The following is a 15,023-nucleotide window of genomic DNA, read 5'->3' as shown; positions in this document are numbered from 1 at the left end:
GCGGGTGCGGCACAATGACGGCAGACACCGCCGTCACCGTCGGGAGGGCTCCCATGACCGAGATCGTGATCGTCGCCGCCGCACGCACCCCCCAGGGCCGCCTCCAGGGGGCGCTGTCCTCCGTCCCCGCCCCGCAGCTCGGCGCCTTCGCGATCGAGGGCGCGCTCGGGCGCGGCGGGGTCGACGCCGCGGCGGTCGACGCCGTGATCATGGGGCAGGTGCTGCCCGCCGGCTCCGGCCAGAACCCCGCCCGCCAGGCCGCGCTCGGCGCCGGCATCCCCTGGTCGGCCCCCGCGCACAGCGTCAACAAGGTGTGCCTCTCGGGCCTGACCGCGGTGATCGACGCGGCGCGGATGATCGCCTCGGGCGATGCGGAGGTCGTGGTCGCCGGCGGCATGGAGTCCATGTCCCAGGCGCCTCATCTGCTGATGGGCTCCCGCGCGGGCTGGAAGTACGGGGCGCTCGAGGCGCTGGACCACATGGCACACGACGGCCTCACCGACGCCCATGACCGGGTGAGCATGGGCGAGTCCACCGAGCGGCACAACCCCCGCTTCGGGGTCAGCCGCGAGGATCAGGACCGGGTCGCGGCGCTCTCGCATCAGCGCGCGACCGCCGCGAGCGAGCTGCTCGCCGAGGAGATCGTCCCGGTCCCGGTGCCGCAGCGACGCGGGGAGCCCGTCCAGGTCACGGCCGACGAGGGCATCCGTCCCGACACCACCGAGGAGTCCCTGGGCGCCCTGCGTCCCGCCTTCGCCGAGGGCGGCACGATCACGGCCGGGAACTCCTCGCAGATCTCCGACGGCGCCGCCGCTCTCGTGCTCACCACCTCCGCCCGCGCCGATGCCGAGGGATGGCAGGTGATGGCCCGGATCGGCGCGTCCGGGCAGACCGCGGGACCCGACGGCTCCCTGCAGGCCCAGCCGGCCGACGCGATCGCCCGTGCGCTGGAGAAGCAGGGCCTCGCCGCCGCCGAGCTCGACCTCGTCGAGATCAACGAGGCCTTCGGTGCGGTGGTCGCGCATTCCCAGCGCGCCCTGGGCCTCGACGAGGAGGTCGTGAACGTCCATGGCGGCGGGATCGCGCTCGGCCATCCGATCGGCGCCTCCGGGTCCCGGCTCGTGGTGCACATGGCCCATGAGCTGGCGAGGCGCGGCACCGGCACCGCCGCGGTGGGCCTGTGCGGAGGGGGCGGCCAGGGCGAGGCACTGCTCCTCTCGCGCTGATGCCGATGCACCCGGGCCAGCTCGACCTCTCGCCGGAGAGGGCGGCGCGGCTGATCGCCCGGGTCCTGCCCGGCACCGACCCGGCGACGCTCCGACCCGTCCCGAGCGCGGCGACGACCAGCACCGTCGTCCGCATCGGCGAGGACCTCGCGGCGCGCTTCCCCCTGGTGCCCTCCGACCCCGGGACCGCCCGTGAGGCCCTCGCGGCCGAGCACGCGGCGATGGCGGAGCTCGCGGCGGCCTGCCCGCTGCCCGCCCCCGAGCCCGTCGTGCTCGCGGAGCCGTCGGCCGAGTTCCCGATGCCCTGGTCGGTGCAGACCTGGATCCCCGGCGAGGTCGCGGACCCGCAGGTGGTCGCCGGCTCCGACGCCTTCGCCGACGATCTCGCCGACCTGCTCCTCGCCCTCCGCGACGTCCCGACACAGGGGCGGACGTTCCGCGGACCGGGCCGCGGCGGTGATCTGCGCACGCACGACGAGTGGGTGCGCGAATGCCTGGAGCGGTCGCGCGAGCTGCTGCCGGTCGACGCGCTCGCAGCGCGCTGGGAGCGGTGGCGCCTGCTCGAGCGGCACGCCCCGGACGTCATGAGCCACCGCGACCTCATCCCCGCGAACCTGCTCACCGCGCAGGGGCGACTGACCGGGGTGCTCGACAGCGGCGGCTTCTCCCCCGCGGACCCGGCGCTCGACCTCGTCGGCGCCTGGCACCTCCTGGACACCGGACGGCGCCGACGGCTCCGGGAGCGGCTGGGCTGCTCGGATCTTGAGTGGGAGCGGGGCGCGGCCTGGGCCTTCGCGCAGGCGATCGGCCTGGTCTGGTACTACGAGCCTTCGAATCCGACGATGGCGGCGCTGGGCCGTTCCACGCTGCGGCGCCTCCTCGAGGACGCGCCTGTCGGATAATCACTGGCCGCGCCGGGGCCCCGCCGCGAGGATGCCCGCATGAGCGAGACACCGGCCGACGGCACCATCCACCAGCACCCCCTCGCCTATCTGCTGGGGCTCGAGGGCGTCGCCCTGATGCGCGCCTTCGCCGGCGAGCACGACCGCGCCTTCACCGAGGCCCGGCTCGCCGAGGTGCGCGAGCTCCTGGACCGCGCCGAGGAGCTGGGACCGGGCGTCGACGTCGCCCCGCTGCCGGTGGTCGACGGGTACGACGACTGGGCGACGACCTACGACGGCGAGGACAACGGCTGCTTCCCGATGCGGGACGACCTGCTCGCCCCGCTGCTCGACGCCCTCGCCCCGGGGCCCGTGCTCGACGCCGCCTGCGGGACCGGTGCGGTCTCCGCGCAGCTGGTCGCGCGGGGCCACGAGGTGATCGGCATCGACCTCTCCGAGGGCATGCTCTCCCGTGCCCGCGCCGCCGTGCCGCAGGCCCGTTTCGAGCACGGGGCCCTCACCGCGATGCCGCTCGCGGACGGGGCGGTCCGGCACGTGGTGTGCAGCCTCGCGCTCACGCATCTGCCGGACCTGGCTCCCTTCTTCGCCGATGCGGCGCGGGTGATGCGCCCGGGCGGGCGTCTGATCGCCCTCGACACCCGCACCCATTTCCTCGGCTCTGCCCGCTATCCGCTGGTGAAGACGGCCCCCGACGGACGGGTCGGCTACGTCGAGGGGCACCATCACGGCCTCGGCGACTACCTCCGCGCCGCGGTGCCGCAGGGCTTCGTCGTGCGGGAGTGCCTCGAGGGCCGACACGGCGAGCGCACCGTCGACCCCGCCCACGAGGCCGGGCGGCTCACCCCGGGCCCGCCGGACATCTGGGAACTGCATCCCTGGGCGCGGGAGGCGACCGACGCGGCGAAGGCCGGGCAGGCGGGCGTCGTCTGCTGGGTCTTCGAGCTGCGCCCGGAGGTCTGACCCGACCCGGTACCTCCGAGCGATGCGCGCCGGCGCCGGCCTCCCTAGCATCGACCCGTGACCACTCCCTCCCCGAGCCCTCTCGACGACCCGCACCCTCCGGAGGCGACTGGGCACGGCATCGGTGCCCCGCCGTCGCGTCCGGCGGCGCTGATCGTCCTGATGATCGCGGCTCTCGCCCTGTTCATCGTGCTGGTGGCGATCCACGTCGCCCTCTACGCCACCCCGATCGTGCTGGCCGTGCCGCTCAGTGCGGCGCTGGCCGGATCCGCGCTCCTGGCGCTGCCGCGCCCGCGCGCGGCGGGCCTCCTCGCCGGTCTCGCGGTCTGGACCCTGCCGCTGGTCTCGCTGCAGACGGGCGGCGCGACCTGGCCCTGGCCCTGGTCGGTGCCGGCGATGATCGGCTTCGCGCTCCTCGTGCTGGTGACCACCATCGTGCACGGCTGGCGAGCAGGCGGCGTGGCCCTCGCGATCGGGAACCTCGGCCCGCTGCTGGCCGCACCGCTGCTGGGCCGGGCGAGCACCTCAGCCGGGGATCTCATCGTGGCCTCCTCGGCGACGGCGGCGGTGTATCTCGTGGCGGTGCTGCTGGCGAGTCGGCTCCGCGTGGGCGCGGAGCTGGATCGCGAGCGTCGGCTCTCGGCGTCCGAGCTGGAACGACGTCTGCTGGTCGAGGAGCGCACCCGGATCGCCCGGGAGCTCCACGACGTGGTGGCTCACAGCACCGCCCTGACCCAGGTGCAGGCCTCCACGGCCCGCTACCGGATCCCGGACCTCTCCCACGAGGCCGCAGCGGAGTTCGAGGAGATCGCCCGCAGCGCCCGCAGCTCCCTCGCGGAGATGCGCCGTCTGCTCGGGGTGCTGCGCACCGAGGACCACGCCCCGGAGCTGTCCCCTCAGCCGGGCGTCGCGGAGATCCCCGAGCTGGTGGAGGGCTTCCGCCGCGCCGGGGCCGAGGTCGAGCTGTGGATGGACGGCCCGTCGGCCGAGCTCCCGGCCGGTGTGGACCTGACCGCCTATCGGGTGGCGCAGGAGGCGCTGAGCAACGCCGTGCGCCACGCGCCCCGGCGCCGGGATCGAGCTGCATGTGGCGTACGGGCCCGATGCCGTCACGCTCCGTGTGCACAATGGGGTCCCGCCGGCACCGCTGTCCCCGGCGCCCCCGGTCACCGGCAACGGGCTGCGCGGCATGCAGGAGCGCGTGGGTCGGCTGACCGGGACGCTCGAGCACGGCGCCACGCCCGACGGAGGGTGGACCGTGCTCGCCCACCTGCCGTTCACCACCGATCCCCGGGAGCGCGCATGACCATCACCGTGCTGATCGCGGACGATGCCGCCATGGTGCGCGCCGGCTTCGCGGCCCTGCTCGACGCGCAGCCGGACGTGCGCGTGGTGGGTCAGGTGACCAACGGCCGGGAGGCCGTCGCGCAGGCGGCGAGACTCCGACCGGACGTCGTGCTCATGGACGTGCGCATGCCGGAGATGAACGGGATCGAGGCGACGGAGCGCATCGGGGCGCCGGGCTTCCCGGCCTCTCCCCCGCCCCGGATCCTCATGCTCACCACCTTCGACATCGACGACTACGTCCACGACGCCCTCCAGGCGGGGGCCAGCGGCTTCCTGCTGAAGGACGCGACGCCGGAGGAGCTTGTGCACGCTGTCAGGGTGGTCGCCGCAGGGGATGCGCTGCTCTCCCCGGGGATCACGCGCCGGATGATCGCGCAGTTCGCCGCGCGGCGTCCCCGCCCGCCGCGGGACGCCGCTCTGCTCGCCCGGATCACGGACCGAGAGCGCGAGGTGCTGCAGCTGGTCGCGCAGGGTCGCTCGAATCGAGAGGTGGGAGAGGAGCTGTTCATCTCCGACCACACCGTGAAGACCCACGTGGGCAGCCTGCTGACGAAGCTGGGCCTCCGCGACCGGGCGCAGCTCGTGATCTTCGCCTATGACAACGGCCTGGTCTCCCCGGCGCACTGATTCCCCGGAGGGACCACCCGCCTCGCTCCTGAGAGCGAGGGAGGAACCGCTCCCGAGCGCGACGCGGCGCGAGGCCCCCCGTTCCTAACCTCCTCGGCAACACCCGAGGAGGAGCCCGCATGGCCGTCACCGATCTCTCGCCCCACCGACCGTCCCCGCTGCCCGCACCACCCGTCGCCGCCCACCGCGATCCCGGCATCGACCTGGTCCGAGCGCTGTGCGTCGGCGCCGTGATGCTGGTGCACGGCCTCCAGGTCGCCGTCACGCTCGGCGATGCCGGGCCGGTGCTCGAGTACGCCACGCGCGGCGCCGACTGGTATCCGCCGCTGACCTGGTTGCTGCAGGTGATGCCGCTGTTCTTCGTGGTCAGCGGCTTCGCGGGTGCGATCGGGCTGCGCCGCCTGCGGGCACGAGGGGGCTCGTCGGCGGACTTCCTCACCGAGCGCGTGCACCGGCTCCTGGTGCCCGCCCTGGCACCCCTGGCCGTGCTCGCCCTGGCCCTGACCGCCCTGGACTCCCTCGGTGTGCCGGAGGGACTGCTCGCGGAGGCCGGCCTGCGCTGGCGCGAGCCGCTGTGGTTCCTGGCCGTGTTCCTCGGGGTCCAGGCCCTGCTGCCGGCGCTGCTGCGCCTGCACGGGCGCGCCCCGTGGGCCGGCCTGCTCGTCCTCGCCGGCGGGGCGGTGCTGGTCGACGTGCTGCGTGCCCGGACCGAGATCGATGCGGTCGGCTACGCGAACCTCGGATTCGTCTGGCTGGCGCTCCAGCAGGCAGGCTTCCTGCTCGCCGACGGCCACCTCGAGAGGCTGTCCCGTCGGGGCAGGATGCTGGGTGCGATCGGGGCCGTGGCGCTCCTCGCCGCGATGATGCTGGGCGGCGTCTGGTCGCCGGATCTCATCGCGCATCTGAACCCGCCCACCACGGCGCTGCTGGTGCTCGGCGCCGCGCAGACGATGGTGCTCTCCCTGCTGCGCCCCCGGCTCGCCCGGCTCGCCCTCGTCCCCCGGGTCTCAGCCGTGACCGGCTTCGTCACCTCCCGCACCATGACCTTCTACCTGTGGAATCTCTCGGTTCTGCTGCCGCTCGCCGGCGGGGCCCTGCTGATGGCGGGGCAGGGACTGCTCGGACTGCCGGAGGTCTCCACCGCCCAGTGGTGGGCGACCCGGCCGCTGTGGCTGGCGGCCTCGATCGCGCTGACCGCGGCGGCCGCCTGGGTCGCCGGGCCTCTCGAGCGGCTCCGGATGCCGCGGCCGACGCGGTCCTCCGTGCGCGCCGTGCAGGCGATCGGGCTCGGCATCCTCGCTCTCGGGCTCGTCCTCGCCGCCGGGGCCACGGCGCTGTCCGCCATGGGCGCCGTGGTCCTGCTGCTGCTCGCCCTGCACCGGGTACGCGTCCCCCGGGCCCTGCTCGTGCCGGTCGCCGGCGGCGTGCGATGACGGGCGCCCTCTTCGCCGGTCTCGGCATCGGGCTCGTCGGTGCGCTGCTGCTGGCCGCGGGCGTCGACCTGCAGTCCCGAGCGGTCCAGGCAGCTCACGGGCGCTCTCGGGTCTGGCTGCACGACCGTCGGTGGTGGGGCGGGGCCGTCCTGCTGGCCACCGCAGTGGGGACGAACCTGGGGGCGCTCGCGCTCGCACCGGTCAGCGCGGTGCAGTCGGTGAACATCGTCGCCCTCGCCGCGTCGACGCTGTTCGCCGCCCGCTCCGGACAGGTGGTGCTCACGCGCCGCACGCTCCTGGCCGTGGCGGCCTGCATCGTCGGGGTGGTCGGGTTCGTCGCGGTGCTCGCCGCCCATCCGGCGGAGCCGAGCGGTCATGACCTCGATCCAGAGCGCACGGCGGTGCTGACGATCCTCGCGGGCCTCGTCCTGGTCGCCGTCGTCGTGACCCTGGCCGGTCGGCGCACCCCACGGGTGGGCGCGACCGGAGCCCTGCTGGGTCTCGGCACGGCGGCGATGACCTTCGCGAGCATCACCACGGTGGTGAAGGCGCACGTCGACCTGGTGCTGGACGAGGGTCTCCCCACCGTCCTCGCGGACCCGGCCACGCTCCTGGCCGTCGGCCTGCTCATGCTCGCCGGGACTCTCGCCTCGGTGCTCCTGCAGCGAGCCCACCGTGACCTCGCCCCGCCCACCGTGGTGGCCGGCACCACCCTCACCGACACCGTCACCGCCGCCATGATCGGCATCCTGGTGCTCGAGGAGAGCGCTCCGACCCTCCTGGCCGCGATGCTGCTCCTGGCCTGCGCCGTGCTCGCCGTCATCGGTGTGCAGGGCCTGCGCCGAGCGCTTCCCGCGGCGGGCTCCGACCCCACGCGCCACCCGCCGGGCGGCACGGTCCCGCAGCCGGCCCCGATCGGCCGACACCGGTCGGGCGAGGGGCCGGGGGGCGTTCAGGACGCGGCGCTCGTCGACCTCCGGTCGGGCGCGTCCTGATCCAGGACGAGCTGGAGGAAGGCGAGGTCGAGCCAGCGCCCGAACTTGATCCCCACTTCCGGCAGGACGCCCACGCGGGTGAAGCCGAAGCGCTCGTGCAGGCGCACCGAGCCGAGGTTCTCCGCGTCGATCCCGGCGACCATGACGTGCAGGCCCTGCGCGCGGGCGCGCTCGATCAGCGCGCTGAGCAGCGTCGAGCCCGTGCCGCGCCCGCGCAGCCCCTCGCGCACGTAGACGGAGTGCTCGACGGTGCGGCGGTAGCCGTCGTGGGGGCGCCAGGGACCGTAGGTGGCGTAGCCGAGCACGGTCCCGTCCTCCTCGAGGGCGACCAGCACGGGGAAGCCGTCCGACTGTCGCGCGGCGAGCCAGGCCGCGCGGTCCTCGGCGTCGACGAGGCGCTCGTTCCAGATCGCGGTGGTGTGCTCGACCGCGTGGTTGTAGATCGCGGCGATGCCGTCGGCGTGCTGCGCGGTCGCGTCGAGGATCTGCATGGGGCCCTCCCTGGCGATCGGGAACCCGCAGAGCATAGTCCTCCGCACGCTGGCCCGGAGGCCGTACCGTCTCCTCCATGGACGACCCCCGCGTGCCGACCGCCCTTGCGCTGCTCACGGCGCTCGACCTGCCCGCCGACGAGGCGACGGTGCTGCACGCCTCGAACACGCTCACGCTGCGGGTTCTGCCCTGCGACGTCGTGGCGCGCATCGCCCGCACGACCGCGCCGAGGAGCTCGCGATCGAGCTCGAGCGGGCCGAGGCGCTGCAGGCCGTCGGCGCGCCCGTCGGCCCTCCCGACCCGCGCCTCGCACCGTCGGTGCACATGCGCGGCGAGCACGCGATCACGCTCTGGGAACACCTCCCCGTCCGCGACCGCACGGAGCTTCCGCCGACGGAGCTCGCGGCCGCGCTCGCGGCGCTGCACGCGGGGATGCGGGCACTGGACCTGCCCGTCGCACCGCTCGCGGACCGGGTGGGGCACGCCCTGGACCTGCTGCAGGATCCTGCGCGCACCCCGGCTCTCGCCCGCGAGGACCGGACCCTGCTGCAGGGGACGCTCGCCCGTCTCGCCGATCGCGCGGCGACCAGCGGCCCGCAGCAGATCCTGCACGGCGAGCAGCATCCCGGGAACCTGCTGGACACCCCCGCCGGGCCACGGTTCATCGACCTGGAGACCTTCTGCCGCGGGCCCGTCGAGTTCGACCTCGCCCACGCTCCCGCCGCGGCTGCCGCACACTCTCCGGGCCGCGAACCGGCGCTGCTCGAGGAGTGCCGCACCCTCTCGCTCGCGCTCGCGACGACCTGGCGCTGGGATCGGGAGGACACCTTCCCGGACGGCCGAGCGATCGGCGTGGCGTGGCTGGCCGAGGTGCGGGCGCGCGTCGAGGGGTGAGGCCGCGGGACCGCGGTCCCAGCTCGCGTATACCCTGCCCAGGTATGGTCGGGGGGTTCTCGCCGTCGTCCCGAAGGATCCTCCGATGACTGTCGCCCTGCCGCGTCGCACCCTGCTCGCCGCCCTCGCCGCGACCCCGCTGGTGCTCGCCGGCTGCTCCGCCGGCCCGTCGGCCGCGGAGGAGCTGCTGTCCGCCCACGACCTTCCCGCCGGCACGGCCCGCGAGGTGATCGACGCGCTCGAGGCGTTGCCGCTCGACGAGCGGCCCTCGGAGCTGCTCGCCTCCGTCGGCACCGACGTGCTCACCCTCTCCGACGCCGCCGGGCGGGAGGCGACCCTCGAGCTGCCCGCGGAGGAGCTGTACGTCTCGGTCGCGCCGTTCGTGTCCGGCACCCATGAGTGCTTCCTCCACAGCCTCACCACGTGCCTCGGCGAGCTGGCGGAGGAGGAGCTCGCGGTGCGGGGCGAGGACGCCTCCGGGGCGGTCCTGATCGACGAGGAGCGCACCACCGCGCCGAACGGCTTCCTGGGCCTGTGGCTGCCCCGGGACGCGGAGCTCACGCTCACCCTCGCCGGAGAGGCCGGCGAGGCCACGACGACGCTGCGCACCGACGCCGAGGCCCCCACCTGCATCACCACGATGCAGCTGGGGGCCTGAGCAAGGCAGGGCCTCAGCGCCGGACGGCGACCGCCTCGGGCCGCAGGTCCAGGCGGCGCAGCAGCTGTGCGTTCAGTGCGACCACGACGGTCGAGGCGCTCATCAGCAGCGCGCCGACGCTCATCGGCATGACGAACCCGATCGGGGCGAGCACCCCGGCGGCGAGCGGGACGGAGATCAGGTTGTACCCGGCCGCCCACCACAGGTTCTGCCGCATCTTCCGGTAGGCGGCGGTCGACAGCTCGATCACCGAGAGCACCGAGCGCGGGTCGGAGGAGGCGAGCACCACCCCGGCTGAGCCGATCGCGACGTCGGTGCCGGCGCCGATCGCGAGGCCGACGTCGGCCCGGGCGAGGGCCGGGGCGTCGTTGACGCCGTCGCCGACCATCGCGACCTTGCGGCCCTCGTCCTGCAGCGCGGCGACGCGGCTCGCCTTGTCCTCGGGGCGCACCCCGGCGAAGATCCGGTCGATGCCGAGCTCAGCGCCGACGTGCTCGGCGACGTCCCGCGCATCGCCGGTGATCATGACGACCTGGATGTTGCGGGCGTGGAGGGCGTCGATCGCCTCGCGGGACTCCTCCCGCACCGCGTCGGCGAGCTTCAGGGCGCCGACGGCCTCGCCGTCGCGCAGCACGTGCAGCACGATCGCGCCCTCCTCGCGCCAGGCCGGGGCCTCCTCGAGCTCGGCGGCGCCGGTCTCCTCGAGCAGGCGCGGACCACCGACGCGGATCTCGTGCCCGTCGACCTGCGCGCTCACGCCGAGCGCCGGGGCGGAGGCGACCTCGGAGGCGGCGGGGACGGCGACCCCGTCGGCCGCGGCCCGCTCGCGGATCGCGCCGGCGAGCGGGTGCTCGCTCTCGGACTCGGCTGCGGCGGCCAGCCCCAGGAGCGTCGGCGCGTCGAGCCCGCTGCCGGGGGTGACGGCGATCTCGGAGAGCTCGGGCTCGCCGCGGGTGAGGGTGCCGGTCTTGTCGAACAGCACGGTGTCGACGGTGCGCATGCCCTCGAGGGCGAGGCGGTCGGTGACGAGCACGCCGGCGCGAGCCGCTCGCTCGGTCGCGAGCGAGACCACCAGCGGGATCGCCAGGCCCAGGGCGTGGGGACAGGCGATGACCAGCACGGTGACGGTGCGGATGACCGCGTCGTCGGGCATGCCCAGCAGCGCCCAGACGAGCGCGGTGATGACGGCGGCGCCGAGCGCGAACCAGAACAGCCAGGCGGCGGCGCGGTCCGCGATCCGCTGGGCGCGGGAGGAGGAGGACTGCGCCTCGGAGACAAGGCGCTGGATGCCGGCGAGCGCGGTGCTCTCGCCGGTCTCGGTGACCTCGATGCGCAGGTTCGAGTCGGTCGCGACGGTGCCGGCGACCACGCGGTCCCCCGTCGTGCGCTCCACGGTCCGGGACTCGCCGGTGATCATCGACTCGTCGACGTCGGCGCGGCCCTCGACGACGGTGCCGTCGGCCGGGATGGAGGCGCCGGGGCGGACCAGCACGAGGTCGCCGGTGCGCAGGTCGGAAGGGGCGACGGTGACGATCTGGTCGCCCTCGATCCGCTCGGCCTCATCGGGCAGGAGCGCGGCGAGGGAGTCGAGCGCGGAGGAGGTCTGCGCGAGGGAGCGCATCTCGATCCAGTGCCCGAGCAGCATGATCACGATCAGCAGCGCGAGCTCCCACCAGAACTCGAGCTCGTGATGGCGCAGGCCCAGGGTCGCACCCCAGGAGGACAGGAACGCGACGGTGATGCCGAGACTGATCAGCAGCATCATCCCCGGCGCGCGGGAGCGGAGCTCGGAGAGCCCGCCGCTGAGGAACGGCTTTCCGCCCCACACGTACATGACGGTGCCGAGGATCGGTGCGATCCAGCCGAGGCCCGGCACGTGCGGGATCGTGTAGCCGATCAGGTCCGCGAACATCGGCGAGAGGCCGACGACCGGCACCGCGAGCACCAGCATGATCCAGAACATCCGACGGAACTGCGCGACATGATCACCGTGCCCGCCATGGCCGTGATGCCCGCCGTGCTCGTGCGTGCGTCGATCGCCGCCCTCGACGCCGAGAGCGACGTGGGAGTCCTGCCGTCCGTGCCCCTCGTGCTGTGTGCTCCTACCGCGACCCTATACCCCGAGGGGGTATTGGCCAAGTGTGGGGGCCCGACGTCACCCACCACTCCCCGCCGAACGCCGACCGTCAGCCTCCGAGCCGGGGAGTCGTCGAAGATATCCACGTACATCACGTACATGAAGCACATGACGTACACGGAAGTCGCCACGAGCCCCCATGCCGCCCCCCTCCCATTCATCGTCAATCATCGATATGATCGCCGCATGGCGATGCCGATGGAATCCTCTCCCCCGCTCTTCGACGTGGACGAGTCCCAGGCCGCGCTCTTCCACGCCCTGGCCGAGCCGACCCGACTCGCGCTGCTCCAGCACCTCTCCACCGGGGAGCACCGGGTGCGGGACCTGGTCGACCACCTGCACCTGGCCCAGTCGACGGTCAGCAAGCACCTGGCCTGCCTGCGGGACTGCGGGCTGATCAGCAGCCGCAGCGAGGGCCGCGCCTCCTGGTTCTCGCTCACCGATCCGGAGCGGCTGCGCTCCCTGCTCGCCCTCGCCGCCGCGATGCTGTCCGGCGCAGGCGCGGCACCGACGGTCCACGAGCACCTGCACGACCCGCGCGTCGGCGGCGGCCCGGCCGACGAAGGCGACCCGCTCGACGCGAGCGGCCCGCCCGACGACGGCATCCCGCTCGGCGAGGCCGGCCCCCGATGACCGCCTCGCACACTCACGGCCATGGTCACAGCCACGCCTCCCCGACCACCGGCCGTATCCGCCTCGCGATCGCCTTCGGGCTGACGGCCCTGATCGTCCTCGCCCAGGCGGTCGGCAGCGTGGTCACGGGCTCTCTCGCCCTGCTGACCGATACGGCGCACGCGCTCGTGGACGCCTCCGGGCTGCTGGTCGCGCTGATCGCCGCGACGATGCTGCTGCGTCCCGCGAGCCCCGCCCGCACCTGGGGCTTCGCCCGGATCGAGGTGCTCGCCGCGCTCGCCCAGGCGACGCTGCTGATCGTCGTCGGCACCTACTCCGCGATCGAGGGGCTGCGCCGCCTCGCCTCCCCGCCCGAGATCGCCTCGACGGAGCTGCTCGTCTTCGGCGCGGTCGGGCTCGCGGTGAACCTGGTGGCGATCCTCGTGCTCGCCGGCGGCAAGGACACCAGCCTGAACATGAAGGCCGCCTTCCTCGAGGTCGCCAACGATGCGCTCGGCTCCCTCGGCGTGATCGTCGCGGCGCTGGTCATCCGCTGCACCGGCTTCCAGCAGGCCGACGCGCTCGCGGGCCTGTTCATCGCGGCGCTGATCGTGCCGCGCGCGGTGCGGATCCTGCGCGACACCCTGCGGATCCTCATGGAGTACACCCCCGAGGGCGTGGACCTCGACGAGGTGCGCGAGCACCTGCTGGCCCTCGAGCACGTCCAGGACGTCCACGACCTGCACGCCTCCAACGTCGGCAGCAGCCTGCCGATCCTCTCCGCGCACGTGGTGGTGGCCGAGGAGTGCTTCGGCTCGTCGCATGCGATGGAGATCCTCGAGGAGGTCCACGAGTGCGTGCGCACCCACTTCCCCGTCGCCTTCGAGCACGCGACCATCCAGATGGAGAGCCCCGACGTGCACGCCCGCGAGGCGGCCCGCACCCTGCACGCCTGAGCCAGGCACGGTCGAGCCCGCAATTCGACGCGCAGACGACCCTTGACCGCTCGTCCCGGGTGGAGTGTCCTGGCCGCATGACGAAGCTGAGCGCACGCGCCGAGACCCTGCTCGCCCTCCATCACCAGCCTGCCCCCGTCGTGCTCCCCACCGTGTGGGACGCCTGGTCCGCCCGTGCCGCCGTCGAGGCCGGCTTCGAGGCGCTGACCATCGGCAGCCACCCTCTTGCCGACTCGCTGGGCTCCGGCGACGGCGAGCAGATGAGCCTCGACGAGGCCCTCGCCGGCATCGCCCGCATCGCCGGGGCTGTGGACGTCCCCGTCTCGGCGGACATGGAGTCCGGCTACGACACCGCCCCGGCCGAGCTCGTCGAGCGAGTGCTGGAGGCGGGCGCCGTCGGCGTCAACATCGAGGACACCGTCCACTCCGAGGACCGGCTGCGCGGAGCACAGGAGCACGCCGACTACATCGCGGGGATCCGCCGGGCGGCCGACGAGACCGGGGTGCACCTGGTGATCAACGCCCGCACCGACGTGTTCACGACCGAGGAGCAGATCCCGGACCGGCTCGCCGAGGCGATCACGCGGCTGAACCTGCTCGAGAAGGCGGGGGCGGACTCGCTGTACCCGGTGGGCGTGCCGGACACCGCGACGCTCGAGGCGCTGCTCGCCGCCGTGAGCACGCCGCTGAACGTCACCGCCCACCCGGCGAAGGGCGCGATCCCGGACGGCCTGACCCTCGCCCGACTGTCGGAGCTCGGCGTGCGCCGCGTCAGCTTCGGCCCGCTGCTGCAGGCGGCCCTGGGCGCCCACCTCGACGAGGTCACCGCGGCCTGGCGCTGAGCGGCCCTCCACGGACCGGGCGGCACTGGTCCTCCACCGCACTCCGGGAATAGGGTTTCCCACGGCGGATCCTGCTCGCGATCCTGGACCGCGCCCTCGAGCAGGGCGTGACCCTCATCAACACCGCCGACGTGTACGGCGGGAAGGACCACAAGGGGCGCTCACCGCACAGCGGGACCGCTGGGAGGCCTTCTGCGAGGACCGGGGGCTCGCCCCCTGCCAGGTCGCGCTCGCCTGGCTGCTGCACCGCCCGGGCGTGCTCGGTCCGATCATCGGCCCGCGCACCATCGAGCAGCTGGACTCCGCGATCGAGGCGGTCGACATCGCGCTGTCCGAGGACGACCTCGCGGCTCTCGACGAGATCCTCCCCGGCCCGGGTGGTCCGGCCCCGGAGGCCTACGCCTGGTGACGGCGGCTCACCCCACCAGCAGGCAGAACGGGTGGCCCTCCGGGTCGGCGAGGACGTAGAGCGGCTCGTCCGGCACCTGGGTGCGATCCATGAGCAGCGGCCTACTGGTCGGTCCCGTCTCGGCAGTCCGACGACCCTGCGGCGACCAGGGCCCTCGCGCAGATCAGACCGCAGGGGGACCCTCCGCCATCCCGCGGTCCGATCCGTCGGCCTCCGCCCCGTTCCTACGCTGGCGACCACGCTCAGGGATCTGGGCGCGCATCGACCACCAGGAGGGCATCCCATGACCGCCACCTACGCACCCGCCGTCCACCACGGCACCGGCAAGGGCACCGCGAGCCTGCTGCTCGGGATCTGCTCGCTGCTGGCGGGATGGACGCTGATCGCTCCGGTCCTCGGGCTGGTCCTCGGGTTCATGTCCCGCGGGGACGAGCCCTTCGCCCGCGGCCGCGCCGGCTGGGGGATCCTCCTGAACCTGCTGGCCATGCTGGGCTGGATCCTCGCAGGCCTGCTGCTCCTCGCCACCTGAGTTG

The 15,023-nt window shown here is 74.0% G+C and carries 15 protein-coding genes and 1 pseudogene; 14 read left to right on the top strand and 2 right to left on the bottom strand.

Annotated features, from left to right (window positions below; genetic code table 11):
- Positions 1–53 precede the first annotated feature (53 nt).
- The 7 genes and pseudogenes from Y09_RS10705 (at position 54) to Y09_RS10680 (ending at position 7,490) form a co-directional block, all read left to right on the top strand.
- Positions 54–1,226: an acetyl-CoA C-acetyltransferase gene (locus Y09_RS10705; RefSeq protein WP_053917701.1), complete on the top strand. Its 1,173-nt coding sequence runs from the start codon at positions 54–56 to the stop codon at positions 1,224–1,226.
- Positions 1,226–2,128: a phosphotransferase gene (locus tag Y09_RS10700; RefSeq protein ID WP_053917700.1), complete on the top strand. Its 903-nt coding sequence runs from the start codon at positions 1,226–1,228 to the stop codon at positions 2,126–2,128. Before Y09_RS10705 ends, Y09_RS10700 begins: the two co-directional genes overlap by 1 nt.
- Before the next feature lie 39 nt (positions 2,129–2,167).
- The gene (locus tag Y09_RS10695; RefSeq protein ID WP_053917699.1) at positions 2,168–3,088 is read left to right on the top strand and encodes a class I SAM-dependent methyltransferase; all 921 of its coding nucleotides are present in this window, start codon (positions 2,168–2,170) and stop codon (positions 3,086–3,088) included.
- A gap of 162 nt (positions 3,089–3,250) precedes the next feature.
- Positions 3,251–3,952, top strand: a pseudogene (locus Y09_RS17885) (histidine kinase); the annotation flags it as partial.
- Positions 3,953–4,390: 438 nt separating this feature from the next.
- Positions 4,391–5,062 carry a response regulator transcription factor gene (locus Y09_RS17880; RefSeq protein WP_053917735.1) on the top strand — a complete coding sequence of 224 codons (672 nt, stop codon included), beginning with the start codon at positions 4,391–4,393 and terminating at the stop codon, positions 5,060–5,062.
- Positions 5,063–5,181: 119 nt separating this feature from the next.
- A complete protein-coding gene (locus Y09_RS10685) occupies positions 5,182–6,495 on the top strand; it encodes an acyltransferase (RefSeq protein ID WP_053917698.1) in 1,314 nt (437 codons plus the stop codon).
- Complete coding sequence (locus Y09_RS10680) at positions 6,492–7,490, top strand: hypothetical protein (RefSeq protein ID WP_053917697.1); 999 nt, start codon at positions 6,492–6,494, stop codon at positions 7,488–7,490. Before Y09_RS10685 ends, Y09_RS10680 begins: the two co-directional genes overlap by 4 nt.
- On the opposite strand, the gene Y09_RS10675 is transcribed toward Y09_RS10680, so the two are convergent.
- Complete coding sequence (locus Y09_RS10675) at positions 7,448–7,981, bottom strand: GNAT family N-acetyltransferase (RefSeq protein WP_053917734.1); 534 nt, start codon at positions 7,979–7,981, stop codon at positions 7,448–7,450. The genes Y09_RS10680 and Y09_RS10675 overlap by 43 nt on opposite strands.
- Between Y09_RS10675 and Y09_RS10670 the strand changes: the two genes are divergently transcribed.
- Both Y09_RS10670 and Y09_RS10665 read left to right on the top strand, forming a co-directional pair.
- Entirely contained in the window at positions 7,941–8,876 is a 936-nt protein-coding gene (locus Y09_RS10670; RefSeq protein WP_345742993.1) for a phosphotransferase, read from the top strand. The two genes, Y09_RS10675 and Y09_RS10670, sit on opposite strands and share 41 nt — an antisense overlap.
- Before the next feature lie 85 nt (positions 8,877–8,961).
- On the top strand, positions 8,962–9,534 hold the full coding sequence (locus Y09_RS10665; protein WP_053917696.1) for a CueP family metal-binding protein: 573 nt from the start codon (positions 8,962–8,964) through the stop codon (positions 9,532–9,534).
- A gap of 13 nt (positions 9,535–9,547) precedes the next feature.
- On the opposite strand, the gene Y09_RS10660 is transcribed toward Y09_RS10665, so the two are convergent.
- Positions 9,548–11,497: a heavy metal translocating P-type ATPase gene (locus Y09_RS10660; protein WP_053917695.1), complete on the bottom strand. Its 1,950-nt coding sequence runs from the start codon at positions 11,495–11,497 to the stop codon at positions 9,548–9,550.
- A 360-nt stretch (positions 11,498–11,857) separates the two neighbouring features.
- Between Y09_RS10660 and Y09_RS10655 the strand changes: the two genes are divergently transcribed.
- The 5 genes from Y09_RS10655 (at position 11,858) to Y09_RS10640 (ending at position 15,019) form a co-directional block, all read left to right on the top strand.
- Positions 11,858–12,304, top strand: coding sequence for a helix-turn-helix transcriptional regulator (locus Y09_RS10655; RefSeq protein WP_053917694.1), 447 nt, complete (start codon positions 11,858–11,860; stop codon positions 12,302–12,304).
- The gene (locus Y09_RS10650; protein WP_053917693.1) at positions 12,301–13,239 is read left to right on the top strand and encodes a cation diffusion facilitator family transporter; all 939 of its coding nucleotides are present in this window, start codon (positions 12,301–12,303) and stop codon (positions 13,237–13,239) included. The genes Y09_RS10655 and Y09_RS10650 overlap by 4 nt, the downstream gene beginning before the upstream one ends.
- 77 nt (positions 13,240–13,316) lie before the next feature.
- Complete coding sequence (locus tag Y09_RS10645; protein WP_053917692.1) at positions 13,317–14,081, top strand: isocitrate lyase/phosphoenolpyruvate mutase family protein; 765 nt, start codon at positions 13,317–13,319, stop codon at positions 14,079–14,081.
- Between the two features lie 25 nt (positions 14,082–14,106).
- Positions 14,107–14,490: an aldo/keto reductase gene (locus Y09_RS16880; RefSeq protein ID WP_082358768.1), complete on the top strand. Its 384-nt coding sequence runs from the start codon at positions 14,107–14,109 to the stop codon at positions 14,488–14,490.
- A gap of 283 nt (positions 14,491–14,773) precedes the next feature.
- Positions 14,774–15,019, top strand: a complete 246-nt coding sequence (locus Y09_RS10640) for a hypothetical protein (RefSeq protein ID WP_053917691.1) — start codon at positions 14,774–14,776, stop codon at positions 15,017–15,019.
- The last annotated feature ends 4 nt before the right edge of the window (positions 15,020–15,023 follow it).

This window comes from Brachybacterium sp. SW0106-09, from assembly GCF_001293905.1.
GTDB lineage: Bacteria > Actinomycetota > Actinomycetes > Actinomycetales > Dermabacteraceae > Brachybacterium > Brachybacterium conglomeratum.
Note: the sequence above shows the minus strand (reverse complement) of the source record. Positions and strands in the feature narration are given on the sequence as shown.